Below are 17,059 nucleotides of genomic sequence, written 5' to 3'. Positions count from 1 at the left end.
TCCCAGAGTTGGAGTGGATCATGAACCGACCTTGCGCTTGTTCCAGACGTCGAACCCGACCGCCGCCAGCAGCACGCATCCCTTGATGACCTGCTGGTAGTCGGTGCCGATGCCCACCAGTGACATGCCGTTGTTCAGCACGCCCAGCACCAGACCGCCGATGACGGCGCCCAGGACGGTGCCGACGCCGCCGCTCATCGACGCGCCGCCGATGAACGCGGCCGCGATCGCCTCGAGTTCGAAGTTGACGCCCGCCTGCGGGACACCCGCGTTCAGCCGGGCCGCGTACACGACACCGGCCAGGGCCGCGAGCACGCCCATGTTCACGAACACCAGGAAGGTGACGCGCTTGTCCTTCACGCCGGAGAGCTTCGCCGCGGCCTGGTTGCCGCCCAGCGCGTAGACATGCCGTCCGACGACCGCGTTGCGCATGACGAAGCCGAAGCCGATGAGCAGCGCGGCGAGCAGCAGCAGGACCACCGGCACGCCGCGGTAGCTGGCCAGGGTCAGTGTGAAGGCGAGGACCGCCGCGGCCAGCGCCGCGCACTTGGCCAGGAACAGGCCGCGGGGCAGCACATCCAGCTCGTACTGCTGCTGGCGGCGGCGGTCGCGGATCTCCTGGAGGAGGGCGAAGGCGAGCAGTGCGAGCCCCAACAGGATGGTGAGATTGTGGTAGTTGGTCTTCGGCCCCAGTTCGGGGAGGTAGCCGGTGGAGATCTTCTGGAAGCCTTCGGGGAACGGGCCGAGCGAGCGGGAGCCCAGCAGGATCTGGGTTCCGCCGCGGAAGAGCAGCATTCCGGCGAGCGTGACGATGAACGACGGAATCCCGACGTAGGCGATCCAGAAGCCCTGCCACGCTCCGGCGGCCGCGCCGATGACCAGTGCAAGCACCAGGGCCAGCACCCAGGGCACATCGTGCTGGACCATCATCACGGCGCAGGCGGCCGATACGAAGGCGGCGAGCGAGCCGACCGACAGATCGATGTGGCCGGCGATGATGACGATCATCATCCCGATGCCCAGGACCAGGATGTAACTGTTCTGCAGCACCAGGTTGGTGACGTTGTTCGGCTTGAGCAGCACACCGTCGGTCCAGATCTGGAACAGCACGACGATCAGCGCGAGCGCGATGAGCATGCCGTACTGGCGCATGTTGCGGCGCGCGGCGTCCAGGAGCAGCGCGCGGGCCGCGGAGACCTTCGCTGCGGGCGCGGGCGGTGCGCCCTTCGGTGTGTCGGTGGTGACCGGGCCCATCTGGCTTACCTCTTGTCCGTGGTCATGTGGCGCATCAGCACTTCCTGGGTCGCTTCGCTCCGCGGGATCTCCCCGGTGACCCGGCCGGCGGCCATCGTGTAGATGCGGTCGCACATGCCGAGCAGTTCGGGGAGTTCGGAGGAGATGAAGACGACGGCCCGGCCCTCGGCGGCGAGCTTGTCGATGACGGTGTAGATCTCGTACTTGGCGCCGACGTCGATGCCTCGGGTGGGCTCGTCGAGGATCAGCACCTCGGGTCCGGCGAAGATCCACTTGCTGAGGACGACCTTCTGCTGGTTGCCGCCCGAGAGCCGGCCGACCTGCTCGAAGACGGTGGGGGCCTTGATGTTCATGCTCGTGCGATAGGACTCGGCGACCCTGGTCTCCTCGTGCTCGTCGACGATTCCGCGTCTGGCGACCTTGCCGAGTGCGCTCAGGCTGATGTTGCGGCCGATGGTGTCGATGAGGTTGAGGCCGTACTGCTTACGGTCCTCAGTGACATACGCGATGCCGTGTTCCACCGCCTCGGGGACGGTTCTGGTGCGGATCTCACGGCCGTCCTTGAAGACCTGTCCGCTGATGTTGCGGCCGTAGGACCGGCCGAAGACGCTCATCGCGAGTTCGGTGCGGCCCGCGCCCATCAGCCCCGCGATGCCGACGATCTCGCCGCGCCGGACCTGTACGGAGACCTGGTCCACGACCTTGCGCTGCTGGTCGATCGGGTGGTGCACGGTCCAGTCGCGGATCTCCAGGGCCGGCCGGGCACCGGGCTCGCCGTCGAACGGGGTGCGTTCGGGGAAGCGGTGGTCGAGATCGCGGCCGACCATGCCGCGGATGATCCGGTCCTCGGTGGTGCTCTCCGCCTTCACATCGAGGGTCTCGATGGTCCGGCCGTCCCGGAGGATCGTGACGGAGTCGGCGACGGACGCGATCTCGTTGAGCTTGTGCGAGATGATGATCGAGGTGATGCCCTGGGCCTTCAACTCCAGGATGAGTTCGAGGAGTTTGGCGCTGTCGTCGTCGTTGAGCGCCGCGGTCGGCTCGTCGAGGATCAGCAGTTTGACCTCTTTGGAGAGGGCTTTCGCGATCTCCACGAGCTGCTGCTTGCCCACGCCGATGTCCGCGACCCGGGTCTGCGGATGCTCCTTGAGGCCGACCCGCTTCAGCAGCGCGGCCGCATGCCGGAGGGTTTCGTTCCAGCTGATGATGCCGTGCCTGGCGTGTTCGTTGCCGAGGAAGATGTTCTCGGCGATCGAGAGATAGGGCACCAGGGCGAGCTCCTGGTGGATGATCACGATGCCGCGGGCCTCGCTCGCCCCGATGTCGCGGAAGGTGCAGTGTTCGCCGCGGAAGAGGATGTCTCCTTCGTAACTCCCGTGCGGATGAACGCCGCTGAGGACTTTCATCAGGGTCGACTTGCCCGCGCCGTTCTCCCCGCAGATGGCGTGGACTTCGCCTTCCGTGACCGTGAGGGAAACGTCGGACAGCGCTCTGACGCCGGGGAACGTCTTGACGATGGAGCGCATTTGAAGGACGGGCGTGCTCACTTCAGGTCACTTGCCTTGATGTAGCCCGAGTCGACCAGTACGGACTGGTAGTTGGACTTGTCGACGCTGACCGGGTTGAGCAGGAAGGAAGGCACGACCTTCTTCTCGTTGTTGTATGTCTTGACGTCGTTGACCTCGGGCTTCTTGTCGTGGAGCACGGCGTCCGCCATCTGCACGGCCTGCTTGGCGAGCGCACGGGTGTCCTTGTAGACGGTCTGCGTCTGCTGGCCCGCGATGATCGACTTCACCGAGGCGACCTCGGCGTCCTGCCCGGTGACGACGGGGTAGGGCTTAGCAGCCGTGCCGTATCCGTCCGACTTGAGTGCGGAGAGGATGCCGATGGAGATGCCGTCGTAGGGCGAGAGCACGGCGTCGACGTCCTCGGTGGAGTACGCGCTGGTGAGCAGGTCGTCCATGCGCCGCTGCGCGGTGCCGCCGTCCCAGCGCAGCGTGGTGACCTGGTCGAGCGCGGTCTGCTTGCTGCGTACGACGAGCTGCTTGCTGTCGATGTACGGCTTGAGGGTCTTCCACGCGCCCTGGAAGAAGTAGCGGGTGTTGTTGTCGTCGGGCGAGCCGGCGAAGAGCTCGATGGTGAACGGGCCCTTGGCGCCGGTCTTCAGGCCCAGCTTGTCGACGATGTAACCGGCCTGGAGCTCTCCGACCTTCTCGTTGTCGAAGGAGGCGTAGTAGTCGATGTCCGGGCTGCCGAGGATGAGCCGGTCGTACGAGATCACCTTGATGCCCTGCTCGCCGGCCTGGCGCAGGACGTCGCTGAGCGCCCGGCCGTCGATGGCGGCGACCACCAGGACGTCCACTCCCTTGGTGATCATGTTCTCGATCTGGGAGACCTGCTGGTCGACGTCGTCCTCGCCGTACTGCAGGTCTGTCTTGTAGCCGAGCTTCTTGAACTCCGCGACCATGTTGTTGCCGTCGGCTATCCAGCGCTCGGACGACTTGGTCGGCATCGCGATGCCGATGGTGCCGCCTGTCGAGTCCTTCTTTTCGTTGCTGCCGCCCGCACTGCTCTGGCCACAGGCGGCGAGGGTGAGGGTGAGGGCGAGGGCTGCGGTGAGGGCGGTCGCGGCTCGGCGGGTGCGCATGGTGATCAGTCCTTTGCGGAGGCGGGGAGTTCGGAGGCGGGCAGTTCGCGGGCGGGGAGTTCGCGGGCGGGGACGGGGAAGCGGTTGAGCACGCCGGGCGCGTGGCAGCCGAGCGGGGACATGCCGCCGCCTGCGCCGTGCCGGGCGAGCAGATCGAGTACGAGCCGGCCGCGGCGTACGCGTTCGCGGGCAGTGTCGAGTGCGGCGTCGCGAAGCTGTGCGCCGTAGGGGTAGATCCCGGGGGCCTTGCTGAGGCCGAACTTGAGATACAGCGGCGCACCGCGCCTGATCAGTTCGGCCGCCTCGTACATCCGGACATGGCCGCCGAGGTCGTCGGGGGCCTCGATGTAGAAGTCCATCGGGGCGCGGCTGGTGCGGCGTATCTCGCTGAGGTGGGTCAGGGTGAGGTCGGAGGGGATGTTGACGGAGTCCGCGCCGAGCCCTTCGTAGACGGCGTACGAGGCCGGGTTGACGGGGCCGATCAGCGCGGAGACCTTGAGGGTCGTGCCGGCCGGCAGCACGCCTTGTTCGCGCAGTCGGTGCAGTGTCCAGAGCACGCCTTCGTCGGCGACGAGCAGGCAGGTGACGCCGAGTTCGGTGGCCCGCAGCGCGTCTTCGACGCAGCCCGCGAGCGCGTCGTGGCCGCGGGCGCGCAGCCCGGCGCCTCCGGACGGTGCGCGGGTCCCGGCGCCGATGTCCCAGGTGCCGCGCGGTCCGGTGAACAGGCAGAGCTCGATGTCGCGTTCGGCGCTCGACTCCACCATCTCGGTGATCTCGGAGTCCGTCAGCATCCAGACGCCACTGCCCTGGCTGACGCGGTGGACGGGGACGTCGAGCCGTGCGCTCTCCTTGAGTACGACGGCGAGTGCCTCGGGGCCTTCGACCGACGGTATTTCGGTGCGCCAGGTGCCCCCGTCGGGGAAGGTGTGCGGCGAGGCGTCGTCGTGATGGGTCTCGGGCGAGGGGTGACCGATGCGCGCGAGGGCGTCGGCGCCGGGGCGGCGATGGGTGGCGGGGTCGCTCACGGGGCTCCTTGGTCTGGCTGTCTGCCGCGATCTGCAGTCGTTCGAAATATCGGATGACGTTCGGGACGTTGCGCGCCGGCACGGACACGTCAGGGAGCCCGAGCCGGCGCGCGTACTAGGGGAGGAGCAGGACCTTCCCGGTCTTGGCGCCACCGGCGCCGACCAGAGCGACGGCCTCGGCGAACCGGGTCAGTGGAAACTGGTGGGTGATCAGCGGTGCCGGATCGATCAGCCCGGTGGTGAAGGCGCGTACGGCGAAGGACCAGGCAGCGGACGGGGCGCCGAAGACGCTGCGCACCGAGAGCTGGCTCAGCGACAGATGCACCGGGTCGATGCCGTGCGCGCCGGGCGCGAACATCCCGGTGAGAATCACCCGCCCGCCGCGCCGGGCCAGCAGACAGGCGTCGTTCGCGGTGCTCGGCGCACCCGCCGTCTCCACGACGAGGTCATAGCGGCCGCGCACCGCCTCGGCCTCCTCGGGACTGCGGATCGCGCTCGCACCGAAGTCACGTGCCTGTTCGGCACGAGCGTCCCGCGGATCGATGACGGTGAGCTCGGCCGGGGAGAAGGAGCTGAGCAGCTGCACCGCGAGCAGACCGAGGGTGCCCGCGCCGACCACGGCGATCCGCTCACCGGCCTCGGGCCGCCCGGCCCGTACGGCTGCCGCCACCACCGCGGCCGGCTCCAGCAGCGCGGCGGCGCGCAGATCCGAGGCGTCGGCGAGCACATGCAGCAGCCGGGCCGGGACGAGGACATGGTCGGCGAAGGCGCCGGGATGCGTGAACCCCGTCTCCGCGTACTCGGCGGTGCACAGGGACGTCTCGCCGTTTCTGCAGCGCTCGCAGGTCCCGCAGGCGCGGAACCCCTCGGCGACCGTCCTGCGTCCCACGAGCTCAGTGCCGACACCCTCGCCCACCGCCTCGACGGTGCCCGACCACTCATGGCCGGGCACGACGGGGTAGCGGACATACGCCGGGTCGCGGTGGCCGTCGTACACCTCGCGGTCACTCATGCAGATCCCGGCGGCGGCCACCCGTACGCGCACCTCACCGGGGCCCGGCTCGGGGACCGCGGCCGTCACCAGCCGATGCGCGCCGGGCGCCTCGACGACGACGGCGCGGCTCACTTCTGCGCCGGTCACTTCGGGGACCTCTTCTCCCAGCCCTCGGACCAGAGGTCGAACCGGGCCTGCTGCTGCGGGAATTCGGCAGCCGCGTCGGTGTCCAGCTCGACGCCGAGCCCCGGCTCGTGGGACAGCTCGAAGCAGCCGGTCTCCGGATCCACCTGCGGAGCGCCCTTGACCACGCTCTTGATCTCCGCGTCCGCGAAGTCGTTGAAGTGCTCGAGAATCTTGAAGTTCGGGGTACAGCCCGCGAGCTGGAGGGACGCTGCGGTGAGCACCGAGCCGCCGACGTTGTGCGGCGCGACGAGTACGTAGTGGGTCTCGGCGGTGGCGGCGAGCTTGCGGGCCTCCAGGATGCCGCCGACATGGCCGACGTCCGGCTGGATGATGTCGGCGGCCTGCGACTCGAAGAGTTCGCGGAACTCGATGCGGTCATGGATGCGTTCACCAGTCGCGATCGGGAGATCAACCTTTCCGGCCACCTTGGCGAGCGCCTTGAGGTTCTCCGGCGGCACCGGCTCCTCCAGCCAGGCGGGCCGGAAGGGCGCCATCTCGTGCGCGAGACGGACGGCGGTGGCCGGACTGAATCGCCCGTGCATCTCCAGCATCAGTTCGCGCTCGGGGCCTATCGCGTCCCGTACGGCCTCGATCAGCGACACCGCGTACGCGGTCTGCTCATGGTCGAGCTCGTAGTGCCCGGTCCCGAACGGGTCGATCTTCAGGGCCCGGTAGCCGCGGTCGACCACCGCCTGTGCCGCTTTGTGGTACGCCTCCGGAGTGCGCTCGGTGGTGTACCAGCCGTTCGCGTACGCCTTGACCCGATCGGTGACCTTGCCGCCGAGCAGCTGCCACACCGGGACGCCGAGCGCCTTGCCCTTGATGTCCCAGCACGCCATCTCCACGCAGGCGATGCCGGACATGACGATCTCGCCGGCCCGCCCGAAGTCGCCGTACTTCATGCGGCGTACGAGGTCCTCGACCGCGAACGGGTCGGAACCGGCTATGTGGTTGGCCTCGGCCTCCCGGAGGTAGCCGATCAGCGCATCGGTCCGCCCCAGCATCCGCGTCTCGCCGACGCCGGTCAGACCCTCGTCGGTATGGACCTGGACGTACGTCAGATTGCGCCAGGCGGTGCCGACGACATGTGTGGTGACTCCGGTGATGCGCACGGGAGTGAGCCCCTCACGTTGTTCGAGATTTCGTCACACGTTCGAAATGATGGGCAGAACGTAATGACCTCGTGCGACCCGAGTCAATGGTCGTGCACGGCCCGATCAGTCCGGCGGGGGTCGGCGCGGCTACGCGGGAGTGTCGAGGTGCGCGAAGACCACGACGTTCTCGGTGTAGTCCTTGGCCTTGCGGTCGTAGTCGCCGCCGCAGGTGATCAGACGCAGCTGGGCGTCCGGAGTGTCGGCGTAGACGCGCTCGTTGGGGAAGTCCGCCTTGCTGAAGCTGTCGACGGAATCGACCCGAAACGTGGCCGTCGATCCGTCCTCGCGAGCGATGTCGATCCTGCTTCCCGGCTGCAAGACGCTGAGCTGGGCGAACACGGCAGGGCCGGTCATGGTGTCCACATGACCGGCGACGATGGCCGTGCCGAGCTCCCCGGGTGTGACGCCCGACGTGAACCAGCCGACCAGATTCGTGTCATCGGCCGGCGGCGCGTTCAGCTCTCCCGACCTGCCGAGAGTCAGACCGGTGAAGGGTGCGTCGACGGCGATCTCGGGAATCGTCAGCCGTGTCGGAAGGGAACGCGACATTTCCGCCGGGGCCTCGACCTCGTACTCCGCTTCCTCCTCAGCAGGGGCGGCCTTCGCCGGCTCATGAACGCCGAGCGGAGGGGCGGTGGCCGCCGTGCCGGGCGTCGAGGAGTCGATGGAGCCCCAGAGCAAGATCACGCCCAGCACGATCGCTACGGCGGGCCACATGAGCGGGCGTCCGGGGCGTTGAGGGGTACGAGCGTTCCACGACGAACCTTTGACTGCGGGCAACTGGCCAGTCATCGAAAGCGCCTTTCCTTCTGCGGCCGAGAGGACAGGGGCGCCGTGGCCACCGCCAGAAAAGGCGGTGGCCACGGCAGGGAGTGCGTGGTGTCAGGTGTCGCGTCAGGCGGCGGCGGAACCGGCTGCGCCGCGACGGCGCAGCATGTACGTGCCGGCACCAAGACCACCGAGCAGCAGCACGGTGCCGGCCGCAGCGGTGCTGCCGGACATGGCCGTGCCGCCGCCACCGGTGTGCACGCCGCCCTTCGGCTTCTCGTGCTTCCAAGACTCCGGCTTCTCCTTGCCGCTCATCTCGCTCGAGCTGTCGCTGGAGCCCTTCTCCCAGTCGTCGACCTTCTGCCAGTCGTCGGCCGAGGTCGCGCCGAGAGCGCCGCCGCCGGTGTGCACGCCGCCCCACGGCTTCTCGTGCTTGCCGGACGAGTCGCCGTGGTCACTGCTTGAGGACGAGGAGCTGCTGTCTTCCTTCTTCCAGTCATCGGCCATGGTCATGGCATAGGCGCTTGGAGTGGAGATGGTGAAGGCCGCGGCCACGGCGGCCGAGGCGATAAGAATGCGGGCAGAGCGCATGAGGGGTCCTTCCGCCGCAGCTGCGAAGGCTGACACGGCGTCGGCTCATCGGTCCGCAGCAGCGACGTGATCCACCGTCAGACGAAACCTGGCTCCTCACCACTCGGGAGGCCGGGGCGGAGGACCCTCCTTGAGCCCTTCGAGTGGAGTGGGCCGAATCTTCACCCGGTGAGCGGCACGCCGCGCCGAAGCCAGGTTTCACCTACCGCGCGGTCCCTGAGATGTGCTGACGTTCTCAGCAAGCGCCGATCAGTCCTCTGCCCGGACGTGCGCGTCCGCGAGCAGCAGGAACGCCGGACAGCCCGACGCGTCGGCATTGGAGTGGACGCCGCGTCGGCCGGTGGCGTGGCGCACCCGCACGCTCGGCGGCTGTTTCTAGGGTCGGTGGCCGACGGGCGCTGACGGCCTGTCACTCCCGCAGTGGGTCGGGCACAGACCCCCACGGCAGGGCGGCTACGGCATCGGGCCGGGCGTACGGAACACAGGGGTGAGTCATGGGACGCAGGACGAGGGTTTCTCACACGGGCGTTCCGTCGGCCGTCGCCGGCCGGGACGGAGGTACGTGGAGAGGGCGGCTGGCTGCCGCGGCGGGGCTGTTGGTGCTGTGCGCGTCGGCGCTCTCACCGGCGGGCGCCGAGGCGGCTCCCAGCACGCCCCCGACCGGCGGCGCGTCGCTGTACGTCTCCGACTACGGCAACAACCGGGTGGTGAAGCTGCCGGCCGGCGGCGGAGAGCAGACCACCGTCCCCGCGGTCGACCTGCTCCGTCCGACAGGCATGGCCCGGGACGCGGCCGGCGCGCTCTACATCGCCGACACCGGCAACAACCGGGTGGTGAAAATCGCCGCGGACGGCGAACAGACCACCGTCCCCACCACAGATCTGTCCCGCCCGCTGGGCCTGGCGCTCTCTGCGGCCGGCGACCTCTACATCGCCGACAGCTTCAACGACCGGATCGTGAAGGTCCCCGCGGACGGCAGCGGACAGACCACGATCCCCACCACAGGACTGCTCCACCCGTGGGGCCTGGCGCTGGAGGCCGACGGGGACCTTTTCGTCTCCGACTTCGTCAATGACCGCATCGTGAAAGTCGCCGCGGACGGCAGCGGCCAGACCACCGTGCCCACCATCGGACTGTCCCAGCCGACCGGCGTCGCGGTGAACCGCGCCGGCATCCTGTACATCGCCGACAGCGCCAACAACCGCATCGTGAAGATCCGCGCGGAAGGCGGCAGCCAGACCACGGTGCCGACCAGCGGCCTGAGCAACCCGCTGGGTCTGGCGCTCGACACAGCCGGCACCCTCTACGTTGCCGACAGCTTCAACAACCGGGTCGTGAAACTGCCGGCGCGCGGCGGCAGCCAGACCACGCTCCCGGCCACCGGCCTCAACACACCGACCGGCCTGGCCCTGACGCCGCGAGCCGCCCGGCCCACCGGCTGACCCTGCGGTCCTCCGGGTCGCGGAGATCAGTCCTGCGCGCGACACGTGGTGATGCGACCGGCGTGGCTACTCGAACCGCGCGGTGTCGCCCGCCCCTCGGCGTACGATCTCGAGCTCGCCGCTGGAGAAGTCGATGACCGTGGTCGGCTCGGTCCCGCAGTCGCCCGAGTCGACCACGGCGTCCAACACGTGGTCGAGTCGTTCCTTGATCTCCCAGCCCTGTGTCAGCGGCTCGTCCTCGTCGGGCAGGAGCAGCGTGCTCGACAGCAGCGGCTCACCGAGTTCGGCGAGCAGGGCCTGAGCGACGACGTGGTCAGGAATCCGGACTCCGACCGTCTTCTTCTTTTGGTGCAGCAGCTGGCGCGGCACCTCCTTCGTCGCGGGCAGGATGAAGGTGTAACTGCCGGGAGTCGCCGCCTTGATCGCGCGGAACACGTCGTTGTCGATGTGCACGAACTGACCCAGCTGCGCAAAGTTCTGGCACACAAGAGTGAAGTGGTGACGATCGTCGAGGTTGCGGATCGACCGGATTCGGCCGATGCCGTCCCGACTGCCCAGCTGGCATCCCAGTGCGTAACAGGAGTCCGTCGGGTATGCGACGAGCGCGCCGGCCCGGATGCTGTCAGCCACACTGCTGATGGTGCGCCGCTGAGGGTTTTCGGGGTGCACGTCGAAGTACTTTGCCATTCGCCGAGTTTAGCCCCGAAATCTCCCCGCCCCGCCGGTCACGGTGTCGCCCATGAGGTGTGCGAACCGCGGTTGTACGGTGGCGTAGTACGTCACCTTCCGACCAGGGGGACCGAATGTCCGGCAACCCGGCAAGCGTCGTCGAGGCGGCGTTTCGGTACTACAGGTCACAGGACCGCGATGCGGCCTTCGCTCTCTACGCCGACGATTTCTCGTTCACCAGTCCGCAGGACGACCACATCGACAAGACGGCGTTCTTCGAGCGGTGCTTTCCGACCGCCGACCGGTTCAAGGACCATCGACTGCTGCATGTCACACCCGCCGACGACGAGCTCGTCCTTGTCCACTACGAGTACGAACTCACGACGGGGGACAGACACCGCAACGTCGAGGCGATCACCGTCCGGGACGGACTCATCCAGGAGGTGCAGGTCTTCTTCGGCGGCAAGGTGTGAGCTCAAAGATGTAGCTCATCCGGTGCGCACCGCCGTGACGGCGAAGCGTTCGACCTCGGCGACATGACCGCCGGTCGATGCGACAACCGTGAGGACCGTGTCGCGGGCGCCGGAGAAGGACACCGACTGTTTCCACGGCTGGTTGTCCCCGCCCGCAGAGCCGCAGCATGAGCTGCCCAACGGCGCCTTGGACGACGGCTGGCGCACCTGGATGCGGATGCTCTCGTCCACGCCTGTGATACGGCCGCCGATCTGCAGCGGGGACCGGACGACTGCACCGTACGCGGGCAGGGTCAGGGTGAACGTCGTGTCGTCGGTGCCCACGACCTCCCACGGGGCGTCGGAGCCGGTGCCGTACCGAACGAGGTGGATCGTCGCCGCGGTGCCGCCCTCGGGACCGCTCGTCGCGACGCCGATGCGGGCGTGCGAGCCACTGATGTTGCGTGTGGTGACGCGGTCGATGTCGCGGAAGCCGAGGTAGCCCTGGGTGAAGGACAACGCGGTCTGTTCCGGGTCGAGATGCCAGGGCTGGTGCCCGCCGGAGCGATAGTCACGCTGCCACGCCTGGGCTTGGGTGAGCGTGGTGAACGGCCAGATCGGCTGGAGGCGGCCGGGGCCGATCGCCTGCGTGGTGCCGCCGGGCGCGGGTGTGGTGGGCGCCGGTGTGCCCGGCGGGGTGGTCGCCGAGAGTGAAGGGGTGGGTGTGGCGCGGGACGGCGACTGTGATGGCGTTGGCGGCTGCGATGTCCCAGTTGTGGCGGACGGCGATCCCGACGCGTCCGAGGACCCGTCGGAACCTGAGCAGGCGGTGAGCAGCAGGCCGGTCATGGCCGTTGCGATGAAGACACGGAACGGGAGCGCGATATTCATAAGTGCTCCAAGAAGCTTGGACCGACCACTGATAGGGCCTGTATACCCATCGTGCCACCCCTCCGACTCCACGTCACAGGACCCGGGGTCTGCCGCGCCGTTTTCCGCCGCGTTTGCTGAATCGCCCCTACGGCGTTTCTTTCGGATCATCCGAATCGTTGGTCTCGTTGTGTCTTTGCCCTACCTGCGTCCCGAGGGCGTGTGAACGGAGAGCCCCTTGCGAATGTCCGACATCCAGCGTTGCGAGATCCGGCCCGGACATCTCGTGGAATGGGTGCTCCATCCGGCGGTCGTCGAGGCCGCGACTCGTTTGCCGGACGATTCCCGCCCGCCCGCGTACGTACAGGAGTCCCACGTTCGAACGGCGCGATCGGTACGTGAGGATGGCCTGTTCGTGCCGACCTGGCTCGGCACTTCATTCGACATCCCGGGACCGGTCGATCTCGATGTCCTCCAAGGCGCGCTGCGGGCCTGGACACTTCGACACGAGACGCTGCGCAGCGGTTTCCGCTGGATCGGCGACGAGATGCGGCGCTTCACGCTGGACGCCGAGTCCGTCGTACTGCACCGCGAGGACATCGGAGACTTTCCCGACGCGGCAACGCTGACCCACTATCTGCAGGACCGATTCGACATCGCGGCGGACGCGCTCACCTGGCCGAACTTCATTTTCACGGCAGTTGTCAGGGACGACGGCACAAGTGTCTACATGGCCTTCGACCACAGCAATGTGGACTCGTATTCGATCCTGCGCATCGCCGCCGAGATCCACGAACTCTACGCAGCCGGTCTCGAAGGCCGGGCTGTTGAGTCGAAACCGGTCGCCAGCTATGTCGACTTCTGCGCAACGGAGCGCGAGAACGCCGATCAGATCGACGACACGCACGCGATCGTCGCCCGCTGGCGGGAATTCATCGCCCAATGCGACGGGAAGCTGCCGAACTTCCCTGTCGACCTCGGACTCGACCCCGAAGGGCCGCTGCCCACCCAGAAGTTCATGCACGAGATGCTCGTGGACGGCGCGGACGCGGCCGCGTTCGAGGCGTACTGCCGTCCATACGGCGGAAGCCTGGTCGGCGTTCTCGCGGCCGTCGGCCTCATTGTCCGCGACATCAGCGGACAGCAGGTGTACCGGACCGTCGTGCCGTTCCACACCAGGGCGAAATCCCAGTGGTCGAACTCGGTGGGCTGGTACGTGGGTGGTGCGCCGATCGAGATTCCCGTGGCGCAGGCGCCGGATTTCGACAGCGCTCTGGACATGGTCCGCGCCGCGCTGCGGGAGAACCGGCCGTTGTCCCGGATGCCCATCGCCCGCGTACTCCGGCTGTTGGGCTCCGACTTCCGGCCCACCTCTCCGGACCTGTACTCGATCGTCTCGTTCGTCGACGCGCGCGGCATCCCGGGGTCGGAGCACTGGCAGGACCTCAAGGCGTACGGGCTGATCCGGGTCTCGTACGGCGACCAGGTGTGCGCGTGGGTCACCAGACTGCACGAGGGCTTGCAGTTCGCCAGCCGGTATCCGGACACCGACGCGGCGTACAAGAACATGCGGCTGTGTATCGAGCGGCTGCGGGAACTCATCGTTTCGGTGGCGCGAAACAGTCACTGCCCGCCGACCGTCCCGGGCCCGCGATCGGCTGGATGAAGAAGCCGGACCTCCGCCACACAGTTCTCCGGAGGTTTCATGTCGCTCGTGTAACAGCAGGGGTATTTGCGGTCGGGATGGGTCGGTATGGACTCAACGTGGCTTGCGGTGAAGGGGAGTTGGCGTCCGGGGCGGCCTTGTTGCCCGGGTTGTTCGTTCCACATAATCGCAAGTGCGCTTTGCGGACTCATCCCCCACTGGGTTCGGGTGCCTTGCGGTGTGCTGCCGTTTTTCATGCATGTCATTCGGTGGTGACTTCCGGTTCCCGGGGGGCGGGTGGGCTCGTGTGTGGCGCATCCCCCCACGAGAGGAAGTCAGTTGAAGAGCTACCTGAAGCACCTCAGGACGGCCACCGCGGCCGGTGCTGTCGCCCTCGCCGCGTTCAGCCTCCAGCCCGGCGCGGCCAACGCCGCCCCCGCACCGACCCCACCCGGTGAGGTAGGCACGAAGGTCGTCGGCGGGACCAAGGCCGAGCAGGGTGAATTCCCGTTCATGGTCCGGCTGTCCATGGGTTGCGGCGGATCGCTGTACGCCAAGGACATCGTGCTGACCGCCGCCCACTGCGTCGACGGCAGCGGTCCGAACACCGGCATCACCGCGACGGCGGGCGTCGTCGACCTGGAGGACCCCAACGCGGTCAGCGTGAAGTCGACCGAAGTCCTCCAGGCGCCCGGCTACAACGGCAAGGGCAAGGACTGGGCGCTGATCAAGCTCGAGAAGCCGATCGACCTGCCGACCCTGCCGATCGCCGGGGACGACTCGTTCAACACCGGCGACTTCGACATCGCCGGCTGGGGCGCGGACAAGGAAGGCGGCGACCAGCAGCGGTACCTGCTCAAGGCCAAGGTCCCGGCCATCGACGACGCGACCTGCCAGAAGGCGTACGGCGATGACCTGACCCCCGGCGAGGAGCTCTGCGCCGGAATCCTGGACACCGGCGGCATCGACACCTGCCAGGGCGACTCCGGTGGTCCCATGTTCCGCAAGGACGACGCGGGTGCCTGGCTCCAGGTCGGCATCGTCAGCTGGGGCGAGGGCTGCGCGCGTCCGGGCAAGCCGGGTGTCTACACCGAGGTGAGCGCGTTCGCGGCGGACATCAAGAAGGCCGCCGAGGGGCTGGGCGGCTGACGCCGGTCAGTACACGGTGAGCGGTTGAGCAATGTCGCGTCCCGGTGCCGGGCCATTGGCCGTACGGCACCGGGACGCGGCGCGTCGAGCCCTGCGACAGGACAGCCCTCAGGCGGGCTGGGTGAAGCGGATGCTGTTGCCGAAGGGGTCGCGGAGGCCGCAGTCGATTCCGTACGGACGCTCGGTGGGCTCCTCGGTGAACTCGACGCCCCGGCCCAGCAGCGTCTCGTACGTCTTGCGGCAGTCGTCCGTGCTGAAGATGAGCGAGCCACCGGTAGCGCCCTTGGTCACCAGTTCGCGGACCTGCTCCGCTGTCTCCTCGGACATCGCAGGGGGGCCCGGCCTCTCCAGCAGGATCTGGCGCTCCGGGTGACCGGGGATGGCGACGGTCAGCCAGCGCATGGGGCCCAGGTCGACATCGGTGTGGACCTCCAGGCCAAGCTTGCCGACGTAGAACTCAAGGGCCTCGTCTTGGTCGAGGACGTAGATCTGCGAGTGCGTGATGGCGTTCAACATGTGCATCACGCTAGCGGGCAAGCCGGACGAAAACTTATCCAAAACTGCTCAGGCGGCCGGAGGGTGCGGGCAGTGAAAACGATCAGGCGCTCGGCCGTGTCCACGCCTTCGTGAAGCACGTCGGTACGTTCGTGGCAGCCGCTTCCTTGCGGTACGCCCTCGGCGACCGGCCGACGATGTCGTGGAACGTGCGGCTGAAGGTTCCCGGGCTTCCGAAGCCGACCTGGAAGCAGATGTCCGTCACACTGCGGTCGGTCTCCCTCAGCAGGAACATCGCCCGCTCGACACGGCGGCGCTGCAGGTAGCGGTGCGGCGTTTCGCCGAACGTGGCCCGGAAGGTGCGTGTGAAGTGGGCCTGAGACACATGCGCGATCCGGGCCAGTGCCGGGACGTCCAGCGGCTGCGCGTACGCGCGGTCCATCGCGTCCCGTGCCCGAAGCATGCGGCGGTTGGTCTCTTCTGCTGCGCGGCTCACTGCGCCAGCACACCACAGTTCTCCGCCGCCGTGACAGGCCCGGTGATCGATCCGCTCCCGCCGCCTTTCGGCCGCAGGGCTTCAGGCGGGCAGGGAGGCGAGCCAGTCGGTCAGGATCTGGTTGATCTCCTGGTGGCGTTCTTGCTGGATCCAGTGGCCGCAGCCGTCGAGGATGTGCGAGGAGACCAGGCCGGGCAGCGTGCTGGGGTAGGCGTCGATCGCGTCGGCCAGCCAGGTGGTGGAGGCGTCCAGGCTGCCGCCGGCGAACAGGGACGGCTGTGTGATGGAGGCGCCGGCGAAGTCCGCGAGGTCTTTCCAGTCCCGGTCCATGTTCCGGTAGCGGTTGAGCGCCCCGCTCATTCCGGTCCGCTCGAACTCCCCGGCGTAGACGTCGAGTTCGTCCTCGCTGAGCCAGTGGGGCAGCACAGAGGCCGGGAACCGGTCGCGCAGCGTCCCGCCCCTGCTGACGAAGTGGAGGTCCGGGGCCTCGGGTGCGGGCATGGTGCCGGCGGACAGGGCGGCGTAAAAGCCGGCGAGCCAGCCGCGTACGTCCGGTTCGATCTCGGCCTCGGCACGGCCGGGCTCCTGGAAGTAGGAGACATAGAACTCCTCGTCCCCGCCCATCCGCGCGAAGACCTCGCTGGGCCGCGGCCCGCCGGGCGGCGTGTAGGGAACGCTGAGGAGTCCGACCGCGCGGAAGACGTCCGGCTTCACCAGGGCGGAGTTCGCGGCGATGGTCGAGCCCCAGTCGTGCCCGACGATCACCGCGGTCTCCTCGCCGAGTGCGTGCACCACCGCGGCGTTGTCCTCGATCAGGTCGAGCATCCGGTACGCGTCCGTGTTCTCGGGCTTGGAGGACCGGCCGTAGCCGCGGACGTCGACGGCGACGGCGCGATACCCGGCTGCGGCCAGAACCGGCAGCTGGTGGCGCCAGGAGAACCAGGACTCGGGGAAGCCGTGCACGAGCAACACCAGAGGCCCGGAACCCTGCTCAACGAGATGGATCCGGCCCGCGGGTGCGGCGACCAGCCGGTGAGTGACGTCCGTGGCCTGCTGCGACATGAATCCTCCAGGGCTCTCGCGCTGCCGTGTGCCGGCGCTGGTGCCGATCATGCGGGGAAGGTCGCAGCGGGTCTTGTTTTGTTGCCGCTTCAGCAAAACGGCTCCGGATGGCCACTCAACCGGCGAGTGTGCCGGGACGCTTCGGGCTGTGGACCACGGG

At 68.1% G+C, this 17,059-nt stretch carries 17 protein-coding genes; 4 read left to right on the top strand and 13 right to left on the bottom strand.

Going from position 1 to position 17,059, the window contains the following annotated elements; genetic code table 11:
- Positions 1–18 precede the first annotated feature (18 nt).
- The 8 genes from mmsB to ACH4YL_RS00170 all read right to left on the bottom strand — a co-directional run bounded on the left by mmsB (position 19) and on the right by ACH4YL_RS00170 (position 8,619).
- Positions 19–1,254: a multiple monosaccharide ABC transporter permease gene (gene mmsB, locus ACH4YL_RS00205; protein WP_398503229.1), complete on the bottom strand. Its 1,236-nt coding sequence runs from the start codon at positions 1,252–1,254 to the stop codon at positions 19–21.
- Positions 1,255–1,259: 5 nt separating this feature from the next.
- Positions 1,260–2,801, bottom strand: a complete 1,542-nt coding sequence (gene mmsA, locus ACH4YL_RS00200; RefSeq protein WP_398503227.1) for a multiple monosaccharide ABC transporter ATP-binding protein — start codon at positions 2,799–2,801, stop codon at positions 1,260–1,262.
- Positions 2,798–3,901: a multiple monosaccharide ABC transporter substrate-binding protein gene (gene chvE / locus ACH4YL_RS00195; RefSeq protein ID WP_398503225.1), complete on the bottom strand. Its 1,104-nt coding sequence runs from the start codon at positions 3,899–3,901 to the stop codon at positions 2,798–2,800. Before chvE ends, mmsA begins: the two co-directional genes overlap by 4 nt.
- Before the next feature lie 5 nt (positions 3,902–3,906).
- Entirely contained in the window at positions 3,907–4,926 is a 1,020-nt protein-coding gene (locus ACH4YL_RS00190) for a hypothetical protein (protein WP_398503224.1), read from the bottom strand.
- A gap of 115 nt (positions 4,927–5,041) precedes the next feature.
- Positions 5,042–6,067, bottom strand: coding sequence for a zinc-binding dehydrogenase (locus ACH4YL_RS00185; protein ID WP_398503222.1), 1,026 nt, complete (start codon positions 6,065–6,067; stop codon positions 5,042–5,044).
- On the bottom strand, positions 6,064–7,218 hold the full coding sequence (locus ACH4YL_RS00180) for a mandelate racemase/muconate lactonizing enzyme family protein (RefSeq protein WP_398503220.1): 1,155 nt from the start codon (positions 7,216–7,218) through the stop codon (positions 6,064–6,066). Before ACH4YL_RS00180 ends, ACH4YL_RS00185 begins: the two co-directional genes overlap by 4 nt.
- A gap of 129 nt (positions 7,219–7,347) precedes the next feature.
- The gene (locus tag ACH4YL_RS00175; RefSeq protein WP_398503219.1) at positions 7,348–8,052 is read right to left on the bottom strand and encodes a class F sortase; all 705 of its coding nucleotides are present in this window, start codon (positions 8,050–8,052) and stop codon (positions 7,348–7,350) included.
- Between the two features lie 102 nt (positions 8,053–8,154).
- Positions 8,155–8,619 carry a hypothetical protein gene (locus ACH4YL_RS00170; RefSeq protein ID WP_398503217.1) on the bottom strand — a complete coding sequence of 155 codons (465 nt, stop codon included), beginning with the start codon at positions 8,617–8,619 and terminating at the stop codon, positions 8,155–8,157.
- 494 nt (positions 8,620–9,113) lie between these two features.
- On the opposite strand from ACH4YL_RS00170, the gene ACH4YL_RS00165 reads away from it, so the two are divergent.
- Entirely contained in the window at positions 9,114–10,061 is a 948-nt protein-coding gene (locus tag ACH4YL_RS00165; protein ID WP_398503215.1) for a hypothetical protein, read from the top strand.
- Between the two features lie 66 nt (positions 10,062–10,127).
- Here the strand turns inward: ACH4YL_RS00165 and ACH4YL_RS00160 are convergent, their stop codons facing one another.
- Entirely contained in the window at positions 10,128–10,748 is a 621-nt protein-coding gene (locus ACH4YL_RS00160; RefSeq protein ID WP_398503213.1) for an L-threonylcarbamoyladenylate synthase, read from the bottom strand.
- A 116-nt stretch (positions 10,749–10,864) separates the two neighbouring features.
- On the opposite strand from ACH4YL_RS00160, the gene ACH4YL_RS00155 reads away from it, so the two are divergent.
- Positions 10,865–11,203, top strand: a complete 339-nt coding sequence (locus ACH4YL_RS00155; protein WP_398503212.1) for a nuclear transport factor 2 family protein — start codon at positions 10,865–10,867, stop codon at positions 11,201–11,203.
- Positions 11,204–11,218: 15 nt separating this feature from the next.
- Here ACH4YL_RS00155 and ACH4YL_RS00150 read toward each other — a convergent pair whose 3' ends face one another.
- Positions 11,219–12,073, bottom strand: a complete 855-nt coding sequence (locus ACH4YL_RS00150; RefSeq protein ID WP_398503211.1) for a hypothetical protein — start codon at positions 12,071–12,073, stop codon at positions 11,219–11,221.
- Positions 12,074–12,296: 223 nt separating this feature from the next.
- Here ACH4YL_RS00150 and ACH4YL_RS00145 point away from each other — a divergent pair, with 223 nt between their 5' ends.
- A complete protein-coding gene (locus ACH4YL_RS00145) occupies positions 12,297–13,718 on the top strand; it encodes a condensation domain-containing protein (RefSeq protein WP_398503210.1) in 1,422 nt (473 codons plus the stop codon).
- Between the two features lie 318 nt (positions 13,719–14,036).
- Entirely contained in the window at positions 14,037–14,846 is an 810-nt protein-coding gene (locus tag ACH4YL_RS00140; RefSeq protein ID WP_398503208.1) for a S1 family peptidase, read from the top strand.
- Between the two features lie 108 nt (positions 14,847–14,954).
- Here the strand turns inward: ACH4YL_RS00140 and ACH4YL_RS00135 are convergent, their stop codons facing one another.
- From ACH4YL_RS00135 to ACH4YL_RS00125, 3 genes are all read right to left on the bottom strand, one after another.
- Complete coding sequence (locus ACH4YL_RS00135; RefSeq protein ID WP_398503206.1) at positions 14,955–15,362, bottom strand: VOC family protein; 408 nt, start codon at positions 15,360–15,362, stop codon at positions 14,955–14,957.
- Between the two features lie 82 nt (positions 15,363–15,444).
- On the bottom strand, positions 15,445–15,837 hold the full coding sequence (locus ACH4YL_RS00130) for a helix-turn-helix domain-containing protein (RefSeq protein WP_398503204.1): 393 nt from the start codon (positions 15,835–15,837) through the stop codon (positions 15,445–15,447).
- Between the two features lie 81 nt (positions 15,838–15,918).
- Positions 15,919–16,899: an alpha/beta fold hydrolase gene (locus ACH4YL_RS00125; protein WP_398504329.1), complete on the bottom strand. Its 981-nt coding sequence runs from the start codon at positions 16,897–16,899 to the stop codon at positions 15,919–15,921.
- Between the last annotated feature and the right edge of the window lie 160 nt (positions 16,900–17,059).

Source organism: Streptomyces sp. NPDC020681 (assembly GCF_044334895.1).
GTDB lineage: Bacteria > Actinomycetota > Actinomycetes > Streptomycetales > Streptomycetaceae > Streptomyces.
The sequence above is the reverse complement of the archived record's forward strand: the minus strand, read 5'-3'. Positions and strand labels throughout refer to the sequence as shown.

Bases quoted from the DNA above. Each gene is read 5' to 3' on its own strand.
- ACH4YL_RS00165 (WP_398503215.1), top strand. From the start codon at position 9,114: ATGGGACGCAGGACGAGGGTTTCTCACACGGGCGTTCCGTCGGCCGTC.
- chvE (WP_398503225.1), bottom strand. From the start codon at position 3,901: ATGCGCACCCGCCGAGCCGCGACCGCCCTCACCGCAGCCCTCGCCCTC.
- ACH4YL_RS00170 (WP_398503217.1), bottom strand. From the start codon at position 8,619: ATGCGCTCTGCCCGCATTCTTATCGCCTCGGCCGCCGTGGCCGCGGCC.
- mmsB (WP_398503229.1), bottom strand. From the start codon at position 1,254: ATGGGCCCGGTCACCACCGACACACCGAAGGGCGCACCGCCCGCGCCC.
- ACH4YL_RS00175 (WP_398503219.1), bottom strand. From the start codon at position 8,052: ATGACTGGCCAGTTGCCCGCAGTCAAAGGTTCGTCGTGGAACGCTCGT.
- ACH4YL_RS00155 (WP_398503212.1), top strand. From the start codon at position 10,865: ATGTCCGGCAACCCGGCAAGCGTCGTCGAGGCGGCGTTTCGGTACTAC.
- ACH4YL_RS00135 (WP_398503206.1), bottom strand. From the start codon at position 15,362: ATGTTGAACGCCATCACGCACTCGCAGATCTACGTCCTCGACCAAGAC.
- ACH4YL_RS00145 (WP_398503210.1), top strand. From the start codon at position 12,297: ATGTCCGACATCCAGCGTTGCGAGATCCGGCCCGGACATCTCGTGGAA.
- ACH4YL_RS00150 (WP_398503211.1), bottom strand. From the start codon at position 12,073: ATGAATATCGCGCTCCCGTTCCGTGTCTTCATCGCAACGGCCATGACC.
- ACH4YL_RS00160 (WP_398503213.1), bottom strand. From the start codon at position 10,748: ATGGCAAAGTACTTCGACGTGCACCCCGAAAACCCTCAGCGGCGCACC.
- ACH4YL_RS00125 (WP_398504329.1), bottom strand. From the start codon at position 16,899: ATGTCGCAGCAGGCCACGGACGTCACTCACCGGCTGGTCGCCGCACCC.